The following is a 20,087-nucleotide window of genomic DNA, read 5'->3' as shown; positions in this document are numbered from 1 at the left end:
CCTAATTTTTAAATCATATCATGCAAACAAACAAACTAAAAAAGACTGTCAGAAAACTCAAATGTTTTGCCGCTTTCGCTTTATTCACCATGCTTACCCACGCTGTTCAGGGACAGCAGACCACCTCGGTTAAAGGTACCGTAGTTGACGAAAAAGGAGCGATACTTCCAGGAGTATCGGTTATGATGATAGACCAGCAAAGTAAAAAACAGGAAAATACCGTTACCGATTTAAAGGGAATATTTGTTTTTAACAATGTTAAAATAGGGAACAGGTACGATTTTTCCTTCAATTATATTGGTTATGAAAAAAAGACCTCGCCATCTTTCCTAATTAATCCGGGTACCAATAACTCTATCCTCATCCGTATGGAAACAAGTTCTGCGGGCCTGAATGATGTGGTCGTGGTAGGATATGGAAGCCAAAAGAAAACCAAGATTACCGGGGCCATCTCTCAGGTCAAATCAGAAGAACTCAACAAATATAGCGGCAGTAATTTCGCCCAGCAACTGGCTGGTAAAGCAGCTGGTGTGGTTATTAATGACGCATCCGCTCAGCCCGGTACTGACCCCCAGATCGTGATACGTGGCATCGGCACGCTTACCGCGGGCGTGAGTCCTTTGGTCGTGGTGGATGGTTTTCCACTTTCGGAAGGTAGTTCGCTCAATACGGTAAACCCCCAGGATATCGAAACCATTGATATTCTAAAAGACCCTGCATCGGCCGCGATTTATGGTTCAAGGGCCGCCAACGGAGTGATCCTGATTACCACTAAAAACGGCCGATCGGATAAAAATACGGTTTCTTTCGACTTTTATACCGGTACACAGGTACGTGCGGACGGAGTGGATCTTGTAGACGGTTATCAGTTCGCCCAGCTAAATACCGAAGCGAGGGATTGGGGATATGTATCAAGAAATCCTTTAACCAGAAGTATCGCTGATGATTACGCCACAAGGGTTTCAAAAGGAGCAAATAAAAGAGATTTAAGATTAAACTATATCCAGCCTTACCTTAATAATCAGCCTGGTTTAACCAATACCGATTGGCTGGATGAAATCTTTCGTACCGCGCCAATCAGCAGTTATAATGTCGCCATATCCGGGGGGAACGATAAATCAAAGTACTATTTCTCGGGCAATTATTTTGATCAGGACGGTATCGTGGTAGAAACCGGGCTGAAACGTTACAGCATGTCGTTTAAGTTTGATTCAAAACTCTCTAAATCTTTTGATGTGGGTTTAAGCATCAACCCGAGTTACAACAGGCAAAATTTCTTCCAGAATGACGCCAGCAGGAGCAGCGATGCCATCGGCGCCGCATTGATTATGTATCCTTTCTTCGCTGCCCGAAACGCTGATAACTCTTTAATCACCAGTCAGCAGATTACAGCCAATACCCCGGAAGATGGAGCCCTTGGTGAAAATCCTGTCGCGATAATGGAAAAGACAAAATACAACAAGGATCTCTTCCGTACTTTTGGAAATGCCTATCTTAATTTTAAACCAGTTAGCGGGCTTACTTTTAAATCACTTTTAGGCGGAGATTACAGTAACAGTAGTATAGATTTTTTTACTCCCTCAGATGTGGGTGAGTATCGTACCGCCGCGCCCAAGCCGGCCAGGGCGAGCGAAACAAAGGGATCGGTAATCAATTACCTTTGGGAGAATACCCTCACCTTTGAGAAAACCTTCGGAAAGCATGATATCAATATTCTGGCCGGAACTACTTTTCAAAAGGAATCCGGTAACAGTACGCTGGTTTCAGGGACCGGAATTCCAGATAATAATATTGATAACATCGCGGGCGCTTCTTCATTTTCGGTGGTTCCACAAAGGTACATCTGGACACAGCTTTCTTACCTGACAAGATTACAATATGCATACGCCAACAAATACCTGTTTTCAGCGGCGATTAGAAGAGATGGTTCTTCGAGGTTTGGCCAGGATGCCAAATGGGGTAATTTTCCATCTGTAACCGGAGGGTGGATCGTAAGCAGGGAAGATTTCTTTCCGCAAGTAAACTGGATTAATTTATTAAAGTTTAGGGCCACATATGGAAAGGCCGGGAATAACCAGATCGGGAACTACAGTTCCTATGCACTGGCCAATCCGCTCAGTTATGTAAGCAGCTCAACACTTCTTCCAGGTTTCGCCGCTATAAATCCCGCGAACAGTACCCTTTCCTGGGAAACTAAAACCTCGTATAATTTTGGAATGGATTTAGGTCTGTTCAAAGTTTTGAATCTTTCCGCGAACTATTATTCGATGGTTACCTCAGATCTTTTATTGCAGGTTCCGGTACCCTCGCAGTCGGGTTATGATAGCGCGTTGCAAAACGTAGGCAGGGCCAGTAACAAAGGTTTTGAGCTTGAGCTCTCAGGTTCAAATATAAAACTAGGACCATTAAGCTGGAACTTTGGTGCCAATATCGCGACCAATAAAAACAAGGTGCTGGAACTGGGCCCCGGCCAGAACCAGATTGTGACGGGCACCAATAGCGCGTTCAGAACCAAGGTTGGTGGGCCGATCGCAGAACTTTATGGTTATAACGTAAAGGGGGTATATAAAAACCAGAACGAGATAGACAATACGCCGCATGTTGCCGGAACGCTGTTGGGCGACTATATCGTTCAGGACGTGAACAGCGACGGCAAAATTACGCCTGACGACCGGATGGGCTTTGGTACCTACGCTCCAAAAATTACCTATGGATTTAACAGCAGCTTTGGCTACAAAAGCTTCGAGCTGAGTTTCTCTGTCAACGGAATATGGGGCAGGAAAATTTATGATAATGGACTGGTCAACATGGAATCCGGAGAAGGTTTTTCAATGGCTGATACCTACTATTACCAGAACAGATACCATCCTGCAAACAATCCTAATGGCTTTCTCGCTCAGCCAAATACCAACTACTCCGCCAACCGGTTAAATACCAACGCCTCAAGCGTTTTCTTTCAAAAGGCAGATTATATCCGCCTGCGCAATGTTCAGTTGACTTATAATTTGCCTTCGAAATTATTGTCTAAACTAAAAGTATCCAGGGCCAGCGTATATATTACGGGTAATAACCTGCTCACCATTACCGATTTTCGGGGTTTCAATCCCGATGCCACCAGCGATAACGTGCTCACCTCAGGCTATTCTTATTCAAACTATCCTGTAGCCAGATCTTTTGTGGCAGGTTTTAATTTAACATTTTAATGCATCATAAAATTATCAAGATGAAAAATCTAATCAATACCATAATTTTTACCGGTGGGCTTTTCTGTCTCGTTGCGGTTAGCTCCTGTACCAAAGAACTCAATCAGCAGCCCCTTACCTCTAAATCCCTGGCTAGTTTTCTCGCTACGGAAACTGAAGTAGAGGAGTATGTTAACGCGGTTTATGGAACCTTACAATCAAACGGCTTATATGGCCTTTATCTTCCGGCCTTTGGGGAAATCCCATCAGACAATACCTTTGATGAAGTGCCGGCAAACGACGGTGGGATGTATGGCCAGCTCGATCAATTTACAACCGTTGCCTCAAATGGCATGCTTTCGGATTTATGGAAAAATTCCTATCAGGGTATTCAGCGTGCCAATACGGTGCTAAACAGAATTGATGGAATTCCCTATGCCAGCGCTACGCTAAAGCAGGCCAGAAAAGGTGAGATGCATTTTATCCGTGCCCTGCTCTATTTTAATATGGTAAGGGTATTTGGCGATGTACCGCTGGTAATAAAAGAAACCACCAACCCTAACGAGTTTTTCGGACAGGGTAGAAATAGCAAGGATTTGGTTTACACGCAAATCCTTTCAGATCTTAACAATGCCATACAGGAGCTGCCCGCAAGTACTACCACACAAGGAAAGGCCATAAAGACAGCCGCCCAATCGTTGATAGGAAAAGCCTATTTGACTTTGGGCAAATTTGCGGAAAGCAAAGCGGTACTGGCAGAGGTAGTTGCTTCCGGAAGGCACCAGTTGCTCTCCGATCCGGCTGACATTTTCTCATTGACTAATAAGAATAACAACGAAATTATTTTTGCTGTTCAGTTCGCATCAGGTATAAATGGGAACAGCGAGGGCAGTTCAGCCTATCAGCAGTTCAGTCCGTCGGGCGCCATTAGCGGCGCCAAGGGCCATAACCTGCCAACGAAAAGTTTTTATCAGTTATATAGTGCCTCAGATAAGCGTAAAACGGCTTATGTTGGTTTAACCAGCGCCGGCACTCCTTTTTCTACCAAGCTGAAAGCTTCGGCAACGACTCCTGTAGATGGGGGAAGCAACTTTGTGGTCCTTCGTTACGCAGACGTGTTGTTGATGCTGGCGGAAGATGAAAATGAGTTGGGGAATTCAGAGGTAGCAAAGACCTATCTGAATATGGTTAGAAAGAGAGCTGGTCTGACTGATGCCACGCAGCGAACCCAGGAAGATGTAAGGGCCGCGATTTCACTGGAGAGAAGACTGGAGCTTATAGGAGAAGGTCATCGCTGGTTTGACCTGCTTAGAACAGGCACCGCGATTTCGGTGATGAATGCCTGGTTTGCATCGCAAAATATAACGACCAGAATTGCGGACCATGATCTTCTTCAGCCTGTTCCCCAAGACCAAATTGACACCGATCCGGCAATCAAACAAAATCCTTAACTATCATTCAATCCTAAATAAAATACGAAATGAAAACGATTATTCTTCAACTCGCTATAGCGTTTATTTCCTTAAGTGGGTTCGCTCAGTCAAAACCAGAGGCCAACTTAAAGGGTGTATTTGATCCCAACAGTAAAAAAGTGTTGGTTACAGCCCATCGTGGGGATTGGCGCAATACACCTGAAAACTCTATCCAGGCACTTAAAAACTGTATAGCCATGGGAGCAGACATTATGGAACTGGATCTAAAGAAAACAAAGGACGGTTATCTGGTGATTATGCATGACCAAACCATTGACAGAACGACTACGGGAAAGGGAAATGTTTCTGACTATACCCTAACTGAATTAAAAACATTTTTCTTGCGCTCAGGTTCAGGGCATCCGACTAAACACCGGGTGCCAACCTTTAATGAAATATTAGTCCTTGCAAAAGATAAAATCTTAATTGATGTAGATAAAGGATATGATTATTATCCTCAGGTGATTAAAGAACTGCGTGAGCGTGGAATGATCGGACAGGCTATCGTGAACCTAAGAGGAAGTACACCACTCACGCAGATAGAGCAGGAGGTAGGAAAAATTGAGGAAGACATCACCATTATGCCCATAGTGGATATGAAAAGAGCGGACGCAGCTGAGATTGTCGCAAGTTATAAACCCCATAAAAAAACGATTATCCAGGCTAACTTTAATACTGATACTTTATCCATATTGAAACATATCGGAAGCCTGAGGGCAAATTATGGTTTATGGATTAATAGTTTATGGCCTGAACAAAATGGTGGGCATGATGATGATATGGCGGTAGAAGAAAATAAGAAAGATGAAAGCTGGGGATGGCTAATTAGTCATAAAGCAAACCTGATCCAAACGGATAGGCCTAAAGAACTTATCGGGTATTTAAAAGCTAAAAAGCTTCATGATTAGTACTCAAGCCCGTGGATAGAGATATTTAACCCTCTCGCGGTTTATCGAAATGATATTTTAGGTTTAAATTATACAATAACGGTCTTTTTATTTTTTAAATTAACACAATCAAATATAATTGCAGATGTAGTGTAATGTTGAGACTTTGTGTAGCCCTTGAGGAGATTCATTTTTCACCCGGGACGCCATTTAATATCAGCGCTACTGTTTCGGTGAGCTTCTGATGGAAATTGTTTATAACAGGATAGGTTTGCGGTTTTAAATGCCTTCTAAAGGTAATCTAAATAAAATCTGGGAAGTTGTTTTTATGATTTCAAAAATTAATTACCCACTCTATTTGCTGCTTTCAGTTTTAAATGTAACTTTGTTGCATCCTTATGTCGAATAAATTAAGATCTGCTGTGATTAATCGTGCCTTTGCCGCGTTAATGTTGCTTGTATTAACTTGCACACAGTTCATTGCGATTTTTCATCATCATTCATCTGAGACCCATTTAACAAAAGAAAAAGTTTTTCTTAACCATTCTTCAATAAGAACTTTAGAAAAAAGCTGTAAAATTTGTGATTTGTTAAGCGATAGCTATTCTCAGGGCTACCTTCTTCCAGCAGAATCAACATTCATTGTTTCCTCTTTCAAGCAGACCATTTATTTCCCATCTTTTCCCTCTACGACTGATGCTGAAATCCTTGGCTTCAGCAATAAAGGGCCTCCTTTGGTTTAAATTATTCTATTCCGTGCAACAGGTTCTCATCTTCAACAGGAGCTCAGATAATCGTATGCGCATTTTTTAATCACTCCAAAGGGACGTGCGCGACGCGCATGCCACAAATTTTATTCAATGAAATCTAAATATTTACAATTTTTTGCCCTTTTGTGCACGGGCTTATTGTGTACAATCTCCTTTTCTCTTTTTGCCCAAAATAGCATCGTTGGAAAAATTAATGAAGCCGGGTCTGCAAAATCAATTCAGGGCGCTTCCATTTCAGTTCCAGCTCAGAATTTAAAAACATTTAGCAGTGCAAATGGAACATTTAAGCTAATTGTTCAAACACTTCCTGCCGTACTCAATATTGATATGATAGGATATAAAGCACAATCGGTAAAGATTATTTCCATTGCAGACACGGTGCTTATCACGCTGGAAAATAGCAATGAGGCCCTTAACGACGTCGTGGTAACTGCTGGGCGAAGTAAGCAAAGGCTTCGGGATGTACCCCAAAAAATTGAATTGATTTCTGCGAAAGATATCGCTTTAACGCCCGCACTCGATGTAACTGATATTTTAAAAAAGAACAGCGCAGTGGATGTAATCCAATATCCGGGGATCTTATCTGGCGTTGGTTTTAGAGGCTTCAGGCCACAGTTTTCTGGTTTAACGCAGCGTACGCTTCTCCTTATTAACGGAAGGCCGGCTGGTACAACCAATCTCGGGACTTTGGATCTGAACTATATCGATCACATCGAGGTGCTAAAGGGACCGGCTTCTGCACTTTATGGCTCGCAGGCAATGGGTGGGGTAGTTAACATCATCACCCCACAAAGCAAAGGTAACATAAAGGGAAATGTCTTTGCCGATTACGGCAGCTTCAATACCAGTCAGATTGGAGCAAAAGCGGGTGGTAACCTCACTAAAAAGCTCGATTTAGATTTTGCCGGAACTTATTTTCAGCGGAACAGTAATTTTGAAATGGGTAAAGGAAACTTATTCAGAGATTGGCTGGGCAGTGATTCGGCGCAGCAATACTTCACTGGTGGAAAAATTTTAAAAGTGAATGATACCCGCGGTGATGGTGAGGTTAGGCCGAATACTAAATACAGTTATTACAATACTTCAGCCCGTTTGGGTTATCAGATAGACAGCGTGTGGCGTGCAGATATAGGCGGTACAGTTTTTAGGGCCAATGATGTAGAATCTCCGGGTGACATATTTTCCGGTGAAGGTGGCGCAGGCCTTAAAGATATTGCCAGAAACAATTCGGAAGGCTCGATAACGGGCAAGATAGGACTAAATGATTTAAGCGCCAGATTTTATTACGCCAACGAAAGTTCGGCAACAACTGCAATCAGAACGTCTGCCGGAGCAGTAATTGCCAATCCATACCCTTCTGGCAAGACCAAATATCAATGGTACGGCTTCCAGTTAAAAGACGGCATCAGCTTATCCCCGCACCATAAAGTAATTGTGGGCTACGATTATAGCAATGCCTCTTCTGCGACCATCAGCCAGTCGGCACCAAACCCGTCAACCGGGATTCAAACCATTACGGCTTCGGCCCCGAACGCGGCGATTATTACAAATGGTATCTATGCGCAAGGCCAATTCAGCTTTCTGAAAGATAAATTAAAACTAAACCCAGGCGTTCGAGTGGACGTAACAAGCTTCTCTCTTAAGCCAACCGAGAATTATACCAAAACACTGGTGGTAGGCACCAATGATAACACCATATTAAACCCAAGCTTTAGCGCACAATACAACTTTTTCGATTCGTTTTTTATCCACGGAAGTATTGGCAGAGCCTTCGTAACGCCAGATGCCTTGCAGATAGCAGGTTACCAGGTTTCAGGCACGGGTTCCGGAAAGGTTACCGTTTCGCAGGGCAATGCAGCTCTTAAAAACGAAAGCAGTATTTCCGAAGAGATCGGAATGAAATACGATAACGCCAAAAAAGGACTTTCCGTGGATTTTACTTATTTCACGACTGATGTCAGGAACAGAATCGCGTCAGTATCTGCTCCTCCTTCGCCAGCTTATTCCATTGGTAATGATGTGGTAACGGCGGTAACGAACTATTTCAATGCCAATAAAAGTAAAATCAGGGGTTTAGAATTTAACCTGAACTACAATTTCGGCGCACTCGCAGATTTCCGTTATACATTCAATGTTTTTACCAATATGACCAGATCGCTGAAAGCAAAGGATATCACTATAAATGCAGCTACAGGCGCTGAAACCGAGGCTTTCATTCAAAACGTAGCCCGCACCAATCTGAATTTTGGTTTGGAATATGGCAATAATAAAAACTACACCATTCGCCTAACGGGCCGGTATGTTGGCAAACGTTGGGATACTGACTTTAATGATGCACTAAGGCCTTTGGTGTATTACCCTGAATTTATTGTGGTCGATCTTTCGGGCAGTTATCAACTTAGCAAAAACCATCAGCTGGGATTGAGCATCAATAACCTGACGGATGAAAACTATTATGAAAAAAGAGGCTATACACAACCCGGAAGATCATTTAGATTGAGATACACTTATTCTTTTGGCTTAAGCACTAACAAATAATCACATGGATATCCTGAAAACCCTCGAATCACTCCTTTACCTGCTCTCCAATTTCTTTATCTATCCGGTACTCGTCGGCTTGTTTCTCCTGTTCGCCTCGCAGATTTTCTCCCTGGGCCTTTTTGCAAGCGAATCACTCCGGAGAATACGCAACAAAGAATGGTTTGTACAGGCATTTAGGCAAAAAATAAATCGCCTCAGCAGTACAGATGAGCAGGTGCTTGAAATAGAACTGCAGCATGTTTTGGAGCAAGCGCAAAGACAAAGCTTAAAACAGATCCAATGGGCAAGGTATGCCGTGAAAATCGGCCCGACACTTGGTCTGATTGGTACTTTAACGCCAATGGCGAAAGCGCTAAGCGGTTTATCGCAAGGTAATCTGTCAAGCCTTTCCTCGCAAATGATTACCGCTTTTTCTACAACGGTTTTGGGCCTTGTAATTGGCGGAATTGCCTATAGCATCATGCATATCCGCATCAGATGGCAAAGGAAAGATTTGTATTTCATCTCCAAACTGGCGGAAGAGAAATTGATTTCCAGGTTAGAACAGAAAGTAGAAACGACACATTTACATCTTTTATGAGGTTTTTAAAATCAGTTAACCACTTCGCGGAAAGCGAAGCTGAAGACGACCCGATCTCTGGTGTAGCACAGCTTTTTGATGTAAGTATAGCCTTCATTGTAGCAGTAATTGCGGCTATGTTTTCCCTGCTTTCCTCGCAGGATATGTTGAGTAAGGATAGTGAATGGACTTTGACGAGGAAAAATGCAAAGGGCGAAATCGAGATGATCGAAAAGAAGGACAACCGGATTATTAAGAAAAAAGTAAGCTCCAAAAATATGTCCGGAGCTGGTTTAAGATTGGGCACGGCTTATCAACTTGAAAACGGACAGGTAATTTATGTGCCGGATGAAAAAAAAAATAAAGCAAATGAAACGAATTAAATTCATTGCCCTATTGTTGCTGGCAGCAATAACGTTTGCCAACTGCAAATTTTCTGGTAGGCCAAGTTTGGCTATAGTTAGTCCGCATCTGGAATTAGATCCATATGCTTTTCAACAGGCTGCAAAAGGCCTGGGAAGTAAAATGAAAACCGATGTTTACGGACTCAGCGGTTCTGGAGATCTGCCATTGTTTTCTGTTAACGAGCTGAGCAAACATGATTTGGTTATTTTCGAAAGCCTTGGCACCAGAATAACGCTTTTAAAGCCGCAGATAGATTCCATAAAGAGCAAAACAAAGGTGCTCTTCTTGAATACGCCTTTGGCTAAAGGAAATATCGAAGAAAGCAAGTATCCGGAAATATCAAAATACTGGCTAAATGGAAATGCCGAAAATTATAAGGGCCTGCTTTCTTACCTCGCAAGTAAGGTCTTTAAACTGGATGTAGCCGTTCAGACACCAATTATTTATCCCGCTAACGGCTTTTATCATCCACAGAGTAAGACCTTGTTTAAATCCTCTGTCCAATATTTTAACTGGTACAACAAACATCTTGGAAACACCTCAGATTCATCAAAACCTGCAATTGGAATTGTTTTTTATCAAACCAACTACATCCGGAAGGATTTAGCGCATATAGATGCGCTGATTAAAAGTATTGAAGCGCATGGTGCAAAAGCGGTTCCATTGATGCAAAAAAGTGGCTTTAAACTCGATTCCTTTTTCATGGACCATGGCAAACCTGTGGTTGATGTGGTATTGTATGGTGGGATGTACCTCAACTTTGCGCATCCCGAAAAAGGCAGAGCTTCTGCGGCCAGGCTGGACGTTCCCTTACTTGGAAGCGCTACGCATTATCTTAAAAACCCCCGGCAATGGGAAAAAGACAAAGGAGGGTTTTCACCAGAAATGACCGACCGGTTTTATTTTACCGAACGAGACGGGGTTTTTGAACCGATGATTGTTGGGGCTGAAGAAAAAAAAGAAAATGGTGACCGTAAAATTGTCGCCATCCAACATCAGATAGATTGGCGCGTAGAGCGGGCTATTGCCTGGGCAAATCTTCGCAGAAAGCGCAACGCAGAAAAGAAAATCATACTCACCTATTATAGCGAGGGTAGTGGGAAAGCAAATGTTGGTGGCGATATTGACGCCTACCTGGATGTACAACAAAGCCTTGTTCACATCCTTAACCGGTTAAAAAAGGAAGGGTATAATGTAGGGAATAAGCCTTTGCCCAGTGCAGGAGAACTTACCAAACAAATGGCTCTGCATGCCTCAAATGTTGGAAGCTGGGCGCCTCAGGAGCTTAAAAAGCGAATGTCGAACGGCGATTTTATCCGGATTACGGATGATCAATACCAGAAGTGGCTCGCAAGCTATCCTATAGGAAAACAAAGAGAGATAAAGAAAGCCTGGGGTAATGGTTTAGGCAATATGATGACGATTACTGAAGGCAATCATCATCGTTCGTTTATCATTCCGGTCATAAAATTTGGGAACATCACCCTGGCCCCTCATCCAAACTGGGGTTTGCAGGACAATGAAAAACTGATTTACGGGAAAAATGAAATTCCGCCAAGCCATGCTTATTTAGCTTTTTACGAGTGGATGAAACGCGTAGAAAAGCCCGATGCATTTGTGAGCCTTTTTACCCAGTTATCGCTCATGCCAGGTAAGTTAGAAGGTCCGTCAAGCGAGGACTGGAACGGAAAGTTAATTGGAAATATTCCGCACGTCAGTTTAGTTCCCCTAATTGCAAACGGTGGGGTAGGCAATAAACGCAGGGCAAGCGCGCTTACCATCGGATATATGACCGAAATTACAAGGGCAGGGCTGACCGATTCTTTAAAACAATTAGACAATACTTTATCAGATTGGAATGTTGCCACTAATCCGGTTTTAAAGAATAAAATTAAGAATAAAGCCGTGGCGCTGATCGAAAAACTTGGGCTCAAAACTGATATGGGCATGGACCGGAAAACAGATGCTCATTCTGATGGGTTTTTGAACCGATGCATTTTGTACATTAATAAGCTATCAAAAGCAAGAATGGCAAGTGGCGGGCATATCTTCGGAGTTGGGCCAACCGGGCAGACACAAAAAGAAATGCTTGAAGAAATGATGGGAACGGATTTTACTAAAACCTTGCCCGGTAAGGCAAAGGACCGGGAAATGTTAGCGAAACAAATTATTGAGCAGGTTGCTAACGGTGCAAATATGGATAAAGTAGTCGCAAAATACTTCCGTAAACCCGATACGAATATTTTCAATCAGTTACAACTGATTAAGCTCTACCAGCATAATCTGCTCAGCGCCGGTCAAGAGAGCGATCAACTTATAAAAGCGTTAAACGGGAGATATATTTCTACCGGTCCGGGGGATGATCCGATTCGAAATCCGGAATCACTTCCTTCGGGAAAAAATCCATATTCAATTAACACCAAATCGATTCCGACCAAAGAGGCCTGGTCGGTCGGGAAGCGCATGGCTGATCAATTATTGATTCAGTTTGAAAAAAAGCATGGTAAAGGCAAAATCCCTAAAAAGGTAGCTTTTGTGTTATGGAGTGCTGAGGTAACCAATAATCAAGGTGTAAACGAAGCCGAAATTATGTATTTAATGGGCATTACACCGGTTTGGAACGATAAGGGCAATGTAATGGATGTAGCGCTGATCAAGCCTGAAGAATTGGGAAGACCGAGGATCGATGTTTTAATTACAACTTCAGGCACATACCGGGATCACTTTTCCGGCAATATGAAAATGTTAGACCGGGCAGTAAAATTAGCGGCTAAACAAAAAGAAAATACAAATGAAGTTAGGAACAACACTTTAGCTTATCAGAAAAAACTTGGGTTAGATTCTATGGAAAAGGCCACTTACCGGGTTTTTTCAAGCAACCAGGGTGCATATTCCACTAACCTGGAATTTGCGGCAGAGACGGGCGAAAGCTGGAAAAGCGATACCACCCTTTCTAACCTTTACCTTAAAAGAATGTCTCATGCATACGGAGAAAATGTAGATGCTTCTTTTCAAAGCGCGCTTTTTGAACTTAATATAAGAGATGTGGATGCTGCAGCTTTTAGCCGGTCTTCGAGCGTTTATGGTGTTTTGGATCATCCGATGGTTGCAGCTTATTTTGGTGCCTATAACCTCGCCGTCAAAAATACTTCAGGAAAACAGCCTGATCTATTTATCAACGATTTACAAGATACATCAGGCGCAGAGGTAACACCAATAAATGAGTTTTTTCATACTGAATTAAGAAGTAGATATTTAAATCCGAAGTGGATGAAAAGTATGATGAAACATGGATACGACGGGGCAAGGTATATGCAGTCTTTTACAGAAAATATGATGCTTTGGGATGTTACGACTCCCGATCTGGTAACAGATAATGATTGGAACGAGCTTTACGATACTTATGTGAACGATAAACATCAGGTTGGGGTTAAAGCGTATATGGAGGAAAAAAATCCCTATGCAGCGCAGGCCATGCTATCTACAATGCTTGAAGCCAGTGAGAAAGGCTATTGGAAAGCCAGCGAAAAGCAGCTCCAAACACTGGCGAAATCGGTTGCCGGCTCCGTGGTTAAAAACGGCGCGGCCTGTAATACCGTGGTATGTAATTCGCCCAGATTGGCTGGTTTTATAGGGAAAATCGTAAACCGCGTACCTGGCGGAAAATCATTATCTGAGGGTTACGCTAAAACCCTCGCACAGTTAAAAAGCTCGAGTGTTGGCGCTAAAAGTGGTACAGGCAAAATACAAAATCAGGTTTCAGGACAACAGATTGTTGAGGAGAAAACTGAAGTTAAACCTGCGAATGAAAGAACAGGCAAGCCAGTCATTATGTTACTTATTCTCGCTTGCGCGATATTATTCGTCGCGGGCTGGTTCCGCGGTTCAAAAAATTAGTTAGTTAATTAGTTTTAGTTAGTGATTATCTCCGGCAAGGCAGGATTGCCCCCGGAGATTTAATTTACAGTCCGCTATATTTAAATGGATGAATTTTGAGTTTTGGGTTGAGGTTAATTATTGCACTTGTTAACTAATTTCCCGCGCTTAATAATCATGATTGAAAGGCCAGTATTCTTAAAAGTTTTATCCAAGTCCAATTCCTCAGGTAATATTAGATGTGTCAATTGTCTCAAATAACAAGTTACCAACACCGGATAATTCATTAGATCAGCAAAAAAAGAACCTGTAGTATATTATAGAGTTCTTTTTAGGGATTGTGTTTACTAACATTTTTAGTTATTAAATTTGTTTAAAACTTTTAAGGGGTTTTAATTGCTAATATAATTAGTAATTTTGAATGATTTAATTGACTTTTTATGCTAAAGGACAAGCACATTATCCATATGGACCAGGACGCTTTTTTTGTTTCGGTCGAGGTCAGGAAAAATCCTGAACTAATAGGAAAGCCTGTGATCATCGGAGGAAGTTCTGAACGCGGCGTTGTGGCATCCTGTTCTTATGAAGCCAGGAAATTTGGCGTGCATTCCGCGATGCCCGCCCGTATGGCTAAACAGCTTTGTCCCCATGCGATTTTTCTCCGCGGAAACATGGACGAATATTCTAAAGCCTCGCATGAAATAACCGACATCCTAAAAGAACGTGTTCCCTTAATCGAAAAAGCCAGTATTGATGAGCACTACATCGATATGACCGGTATGGACCGTTTTCACGGTTGCATGAAATATGCGCACGAACTTCGTGCAACAGTTATAAAGGAAACCGGGCTGCCGATATCTTTCGGGCTTTCGGTAAACAAGACTGTTTCCAAAATGGCTACCAATGAGTGTAAACCAAACGGCGAACTCAATATCGAATACCCCGGTGTGGTGCCTTTTTTAAATCCGCTTTCCATTCGTAAGATTCCCGGGCTCGGTGAGAAGACCTTTATCAAGCTCAGTGATATGGGCATCAAAAAAATCGAGACCCTTTCCCAGGTACCAATAGATCACATGACCGCGCTGCTCGGGAAAAATGGTCTCTCGCTTTTACAAAAATCAAAAGGAATTGACTTTTCGCCTGTAATTCCTTATTCTGAAGCCAAAAGCATTGGAACACAGAGTACCTTCAAATCCGATTCAATTGATATCGTCATGATCGGCAACCTGCTGACCGCGATGGTCATGGATATCGCTTTCCAGCTTCGCGAACAGAAAAAACTCTGCGCCTGCATTACCCTAACTATCCGTTATTCTGATTTTGAAGACGTAACCAGGCAAGCCTCGATTCCATACACCGCGCTTGATTCAGTGCTTATTGCCAAAGCCAAGGATCTTTTTCGCCAGCTTTTCCAGAAAAGAAAGCTCATCCGTTTGGTTGGCGTACGCTTGTCTAATCTGGTAACGGGCTTTGAGCAGATCGATCTTTATTCCCAGAGCGAAGAACAATATTCCCTTTATCAGGCGCTTGATAAAATTCGCCACCGTTTTGGAAGTAAGTCCATTGCAATAGCATCTACAATGAACATTAACCTCTAAGCGCAATGTACCTGAATGCCCATTCCCAGTACAGCCTTCGTTACGGCACCATGCCCGTTCCCCGTCTAATAGATGAGGCGATGGCGCATGGGGTAACCCAGATGGTGCTAACCGATATCAACAACTCTACTGGAGCCATGGAATTTATCCGTGAATCCCGTGAAAAGGGAATGAAAGGGATTTGCGGCATTGAATATAGGAGAGATAAAAAACTGCTTTATATCGGCATAGCCAAAAATAAGGAGGGCATGCGGGAGCTCAATGAATTTTTGACCCACCACAACCTCAATTCCCTTGAATTACCAGACCAGGCTGACGAATTTGCCAATGCTTATGCAATCTACCCATACGGCTACCGCGGGAAGCTGAGGAAAAACGAATATATCGGTATACGTGCTGATGAACTGCATTTTCTTTTTAATGCAGATATGAACCTGCTTCGAAATAAACTTGTGGTCCTTCAGCCCGTTTTTGTTTGTGATAAACTGGAATACCGGCTCCATGAATACCTCAGGGGGGTAGATCTCAATTTGGTGCTGACGATGGTTACAAAGGAAGATAAATGCGCAAGAACAGATTCATTTCTGCCACCAGGAGAACTGGAATCCAGATTTTCAAAGTATGCCTTTATCCTCGATAATACCCGTGCACTCCTGGATAGCTGTTCAATGGATGAATACAACAGCGGAAGGGTAAACCTGAACCGTAAGACCTTTACGGGAAGCAAGAAAGATGATCGCGAACTCCTTGAAAAACTTGCAATCGGTGGGGTAGAATACAGATATGGTAAGTCGAACAAAGAAGCGCTAAAAAAAGTAAAACATGAACTTAAGGTAATTTTTGAGCTTGACTTCTGCGCCTATTTTCTAATTACCTGGGACATTATCCGCTATGCATCTTCCCGCGGTTATTACCACGTAGGCAGGGGTTCTGGTGCAAACAGCACTGTGGCCTATTGCCTGCGCATAACAGATGTCGACCCAATCGAACTTGATTTGTATTTTGAGCGGTTCTTGAATGCCCAGCGGACTTCACCGCCCGATTTTGATCTGGATTTTAGCTGGGACGAACGTGAAGACGTGCAGGACTACATTTTTAAAAGGTACGGTGCGGCGCATACTGCGCTACTGGGGACCATGTCGACCTTTAAGGATAGATCAGTGATCCGCGAAATCGGAAAAGTGATGGGTTTACCAAAGGCAGAAATCGATGGGTTTACTGATCCCACTAGGGCGAGTTTAAACCGGGATAATCCAACCTTTAAAAAAATAACGGCCATTTATCAGATGATGCAGAATATGCCAAACCAGCGGAGCATTCATGCCGGCGGCGTATTAATATCTGAAGAACCCATTACTTATTATACGGCACTTGACCTGCCACCAAAAGGTATGCCCACCGTTCAATGGGATATGTATGAAGCTGAAAAAATCGGATTTGATAAATATGATATCCTTTCCCAGCGGGGTATCGGACACATAAAGGAAGCCGTTCGTCTTGTCGAAGAAAACCTTGGCAAAAAGGTCGATGTGCACCAGGTAAGAAAATTTATGAAAGATCCGCTTTTGAACAACAAGCTCAAAATAGGGGATACCATAGGCTGTTTTTATATCGAATCGCCTGCCATGCGGCAGCTGCTCACCAAATTGAACTGTGATTCTTACCTCGTTCTGGTCGCGGCAAGCTCCATAATAAGGCCCGGCGTAGCAAGCTCAGGAATGATGCCCGCCTATATCCGCTACCATCATGATCCTTCCAAAGTGGTCTATCTGCACCCCGTCATGGAAGAAATGTTAGGCGAAACCTATGGCGTGATGGTCTATCAGGAAGACGTAATCAAAGTCTGTATCCATTTTGCGGGAATGGACGGAACGGATGCGGACATCCTACGTAGGGGCATGAGTGGAAAATACAGATCAAAAAAAGAATTTGACAGGCTTGTCGAAAGGTTTTTTGAAGAGGCGCGAAAACTTGGCCGGCCCGAGGAAACAATTGCCGAGGTTTGGAGACAGGTATCCAGTTTTGCCGGCTACAGTTTCTCTAAAGCACATTCAGCAAGCTTTGCAGTTGAGAGTTATCAGAGCCTTTTTCTAAAAACATATTTCCCAAGAGAATTTATGGTGGCCGTACTCAATAATTATGGTGGATTTTATTCCAGGTGGCTTTATGTACATGAGCTTAAAAAAGCCGACGCGAATGTGCATCTGCCCTGTGTAAACAATAGTCTTGCGACCGTTTCCATTGTTGATAAGGATGCCTACCTGGGTTTTGTAGGCGTTCACGGACTTGAAAACAGGTTTATGGATCTCATCCCTGAAGAAAGGCTTTCAAACGGAGCTTATCTTTCTGCCGAGGATTTGATCAAAAGAACGGGTATTGGAATTGAACAAATCGTTATTCTAATAAGAGTGGGAGCGCTGCGGTTTACAGGGAAAAGCAAAAAAGAACTGCTTTGGGAAGTGCACCTGATGATGGGCCAGAAATCCAAACCTTCCAATAATGCCGAACTTTTTCAGATAGAAAAGAAAAATTACGCCATGCCTGTGCTTATAAATACAGATCTTGAAAATGCCTACCATGAACTCGAACTGCTCGGCTTTCCACTTTCCATGTCCATGTTCGATCTTTTAAAAACAGTCTACAGAGGACAGGTTAGGGTTTCAAACCTAAGGCAACATATCGGCAAGATGGTCAAAATGGTGGGACTTTATGTATGTGAAAAAACCGTACACACCAAAAACAACAAAAAAATGTGGTTCGGGACTTTTCTGGATGCGGACGGAAATTTCTTCGATACGACTCACTTTCCCAATTCAACGCCCACTTATCCATTCAGGGGTCACGGCTGTTATCTGATTGCTGGCGTAGTGGTTGAGGATTTTGGTTTCCCTAGCATCGAAGTTAAAAAATTTGCCAAGCTGGAAATTCTGTCGAACCCGGTGATGGACTGATTTTTAAACTTTGTAGGAGAAGAGGCTGTAAAGGAATTGCCTTTGGTATAAAATATTTATATATTGAAAAATCATGGAACAAAACGCTAACGAATATATGACGCAGACAGAATCCGGTAAAATGGTTGTGCTGGATTATTTTTTTGGCGAAGGAGAAAATATGCAGGCTTACCAGCTGATCCGCTTTGCAGAAGGAGAAGCCTGGAACGTAGTCTTTGACGGGAGACTTTGGGCATCAGTACGAAAGGATAAAAGCAAGTGGGTAAAGGTTATTGGTGAAACAATAGACGATGCGCAGGTTTACGATATCGGTAAATTTATAGATGCGCAGCATTTTAATCTGCTGCCATCAAAAATAAAATCACATTGGAGGGAATATGTTGCTGAAGTCATCATGATAACAGATAGCGAGTACATAATCGTAACACTTCCCGATATAAGCTTTGAAAGATTTCAGAAAATGTTTTGTTCCTTCATCAAAGAACTTGTTGAAGATCCATGGCCGATAAATTTCAAAGTTTACAATAGTGAATTCACTGATGAATTCTTTGCGAGGGTTTCTTAAAGAATTGTACTTTGAGCTATTAAATGTATCAGTAGGTGTGATGTAAACCACCATCTATCTTAGCGTTCCGCTAATCTGTTTAATTATTATTTAATTCGTCTATAAGTGTGACCTCCACTATCATACGCGTCCATATTCAGGGATAATTTATCATCAGTTATCGTAAAAAAAGCATTCATGCCAGAGTTTTCCAATATTAGGAAATCTTCTTTTTGTTTGGTAATTATGGATTCTTTACGTGTGGTAGAATATTTCCCTTCACGGATTACCTTATTGCTTCTGATCTCGGTAAATGTATCGCCATTAAACTCCAATATGTTCCCCTGTCCTGGTGCGAATGTTGTTGTCTTACCAGTGAGTCCTTCGGTAGTGGATATTAATTCCCATCTACCAGAAAGCGATTCAATTTTCGAGTTATCTTTTTTACAGGCAGAAAAAAGCATGTTATGCAAATTAGAATTATTAGCTTTTTCATTTCAGTAGGTTCAGGTTTTAAAATCAGTAAACATACGTCTCGATTAGGCTAATCTGCGAAGCGGTCAAATTCACTTCCCGGCATGAACGAGATTTCTTCTACTAAAGTTCCTTGGTGATAAAAGCGATAGGTGATGTCAGTCATTTTTAGTCCGGTTGGCTCAATATGGAAATCCGTCTCAGCAATGATCGTAGCCAGTTGATCCTGGGTATAGGTAAATGGGGTTTTTGAAGAGATGTAAATCAGGACTGTATTATTGCTGCCTGTTGATAAAACCCATCCACGGCTTGAAAAATATTCTGCAAGTAGTTTGGTCCTGGCCTTTACGTAGTCGCTTGATTCGAAAACTTTCATAGGTGAATTTAAGAATAGTTAGCAGATTGAGCAAATAGGGAGTACGCAAAGCTTGATTGGAAAAGTCCTGTTTTCTGGAAAAATTATTAGTTTTGGCCTCCGCTTATGTTTAGCGCGAAACAATTTCAATATGGCTCACCAGCCAACTAAAGAAAAAATAATGGATAAATTCAAAAAGGTACAGGAAGTAATTGCTTCAGTTGAAGCGGATGTAGCGAAATTTCATGATGGTGGTAATGCAGCTGCGGGAACTCGTGTTCGTAAAGCAATGCAGGATTTGAAAGTTTTGGCTCAGGAAATCAGAGCTGAGGTTACAGAGAAAAAAAACAGCGATAAATAATTCATTATTACTGTTTTGGGGATAGAGCCGCTGATTTTGTTCAGCGGCTTTTTTGTTGAATTCCATTTATTCAGAATTTATGGCTTATCAGTTAGAAAAATGTCAGTGATTT

At 42.4% G+C, this 20,087-nt stretch carries 14 protein-coding genes; 12 read left to right on the top strand and 2 right to left on the bottom strand.

Features of this window, described 5'->3' with window-relative positions; translation table 11 throughout:
* The first annotated feature begins 20 nt into the window (after positions 1 to 20).
* The 11 genes from OQ267_RS11210 to OQ267_RS11160 all read left to right on the top strand — a co-directional run bounded on the left by OQ267_RS11210 (position 21) and on the right by OQ267_RS11160 (position 18,806).
* Entirely contained in the window at positions 21 to 3,203 is a 3,183-nt protein-coding gene (locus OQ267_RS11210) for a SusC/RagA family TonB-linked outer membrane protein (protein WP_265835979.1), read from the top strand.
* Positions 3,204 to 3,223: 20 nt separating this feature from the next.
* Complete coding sequence (locus OQ267_RS11205) at positions 3,224 to 4,633, top strand: RagB/SusD family nutrient uptake outer membrane protein (protein ID WP_265835978.1); 1,410 nt, start codon at positions 3,224 to 3,226, stop codon at positions 4,631 to 4,633.
* Between the two features lie 29 nt (positions 4,634 to 4,662).
* Entirely contained in the window at positions 4,663 to 5,562 is a 900-nt protein-coding gene (locus OQ267_RS11200; protein WP_265835977.1) for a glycerophosphodiester phosphodiesterase family protein, read from the top strand.
* A 377-nt stretch (positions 5,563 to 5,939) separates the two neighbouring features.
* A complete protein-coding gene (locus OQ267_RS11195) occupies positions 5,940 to 6,284 on the top strand; it encodes a hypothetical protein (RefSeq protein WP_265835976.1) in 345 nt (114 codons plus the stop codon).
* Positions 6,285 to 6,401: 117 nt separating this feature from the next.
* Positions 6,402 to 8,849: a TonB-dependent receptor gene (locus OQ267_RS11190; protein WP_265835975.1), complete on the top strand. Its 2,448-nt coding sequence runs from the start codon at positions 6,402 to 6,404 to the stop codon at positions 8,847 to 8,849.
* A 4-nt stretch (positions 8,850 to 8,853) separates the two neighbouring features.
* Entirely contained in the window at positions 8,854 to 9,432 is a 579-nt protein-coding gene (locus OQ267_RS11185) for a MotA/TolQ/ExbB proton channel family protein (RefSeq protein ID WP_265835974.1), read from the top strand.
* Complete coding sequence (locus OQ267_RS11180; RefSeq protein WP_265835973.1) at positions 9,429 to 9,794, top strand: DUF2149 domain-containing protein; 366 nt, start codon at positions 9,429 to 9,431, stop codon at positions 9,792 to 9,794. The genes OQ267_RS11185 and OQ267_RS11180 overlap by 4 nt, the downstream gene beginning before the upstream one ends.
* On the top strand, positions 9,781 to 13,713 hold the full coding sequence (locus OQ267_RS11175) for a cobaltochelatase subunit CobN (RefSeq protein ID WP_265835972.1): 3,933 nt from the start codon (positions 9,781 to 9,783) through the stop codon (positions 13,711 to 13,713). The genes OQ267_RS11180 and OQ267_RS11175 overlap by 14 nt, the downstream gene beginning before the upstream one ends.
* A gap of 419 nt (positions 13,714 to 14,132) precedes the next feature.
* Positions 14,133 to 15,290 carry a DNA polymerase IV gene (dinB, locus tag OQ267_RS11170; RefSeq protein WP_265835971.1) on the top strand — a complete coding sequence of 386 codons (1,158 nt, stop codon included), beginning with the start codon at positions 14,133 to 14,135 and terminating at the stop codon, positions 15,288 to 15,290.
* Positions 15,291 to 15,295: 5 nt separating this feature from the next.
* Positions 15,296 to 18,241, top strand: coding sequence for a DNA polymerase III subunit alpha (locus OQ267_RS11165; RefSeq protein WP_265835970.1), 2,946 nt, complete (start codon positions 15,296 to 15,298; stop codon positions 18,239 to 18,241).
* A 73-nt stretch (positions 18,242 to 18,314) separates the two neighbouring features.
* Positions 18,315 to 18,806 carry a hypothetical protein gene (locus tag OQ267_RS11160; protein WP_265835969.1) on the top strand — a complete coding sequence of 164 codons (492 nt, stop codon included), beginning with the start codon at positions 18,315 to 18,317 and terminating at the stop codon, positions 18,804 to 18,806.
* Positions 18,807 to 18,892: 86 nt separating this feature from the next.
* Here OQ267_RS11160 and OQ267_RS11155 read toward each other — a convergent pair whose 3' ends face one another.
* On the bottom strand, positions 18,893 to 19,249 hold the full coding sequence (locus OQ267_RS11155) for a hypothetical protein (protein ID WP_265835968.1): 357 nt from the start codon (positions 19,247 to 19,249) through the stop codon (positions 18,893 to 18,895).
* An 80-nt stretch (positions 19,250 to 19,329) separates the two neighbouring features.
* On the bottom strand, positions 19,330 to 19,635 hold the full coding sequence (locus OQ267_RS11150; RefSeq protein WP_265835967.1) for a hypothetical protein: 306 nt from the start codon (positions 19,633 to 19,635) through the stop codon (positions 19,330 to 19,332).
* A 160-nt stretch (positions 19,636 to 19,795) separates the two neighbouring features.
* On the opposite strand from OQ267_RS11150, the gene OQ267_RS11145 reads away from it, so the two are divergent.
* Positions 19,796 to 19,975: a histone H1 gene (locus OQ267_RS11145; protein ID WP_265835966.1), complete on the top strand. Its 180-nt coding sequence runs from the start codon at positions 19,796 to 19,798 to the stop codon at positions 19,973 to 19,975.
* Positions 19,976 to 20,087 lie beyond the last annotated feature (112 nt).

The organism is Pedobacter sp. MR22-3 (assembly GCF_026240075.1).
In the GTDB taxonomy this organism is placed as follows: Bacteria; Bacteroidota; Bacteroidia; order Sphingobacteriales; family Sphingobacteriaceae; genus Pedobacter.
The sequence above is the reverse complement of the archived record's forward strand: the minus strand, read 5'-3'. Positions and strand labels throughout refer to the sequence as shown.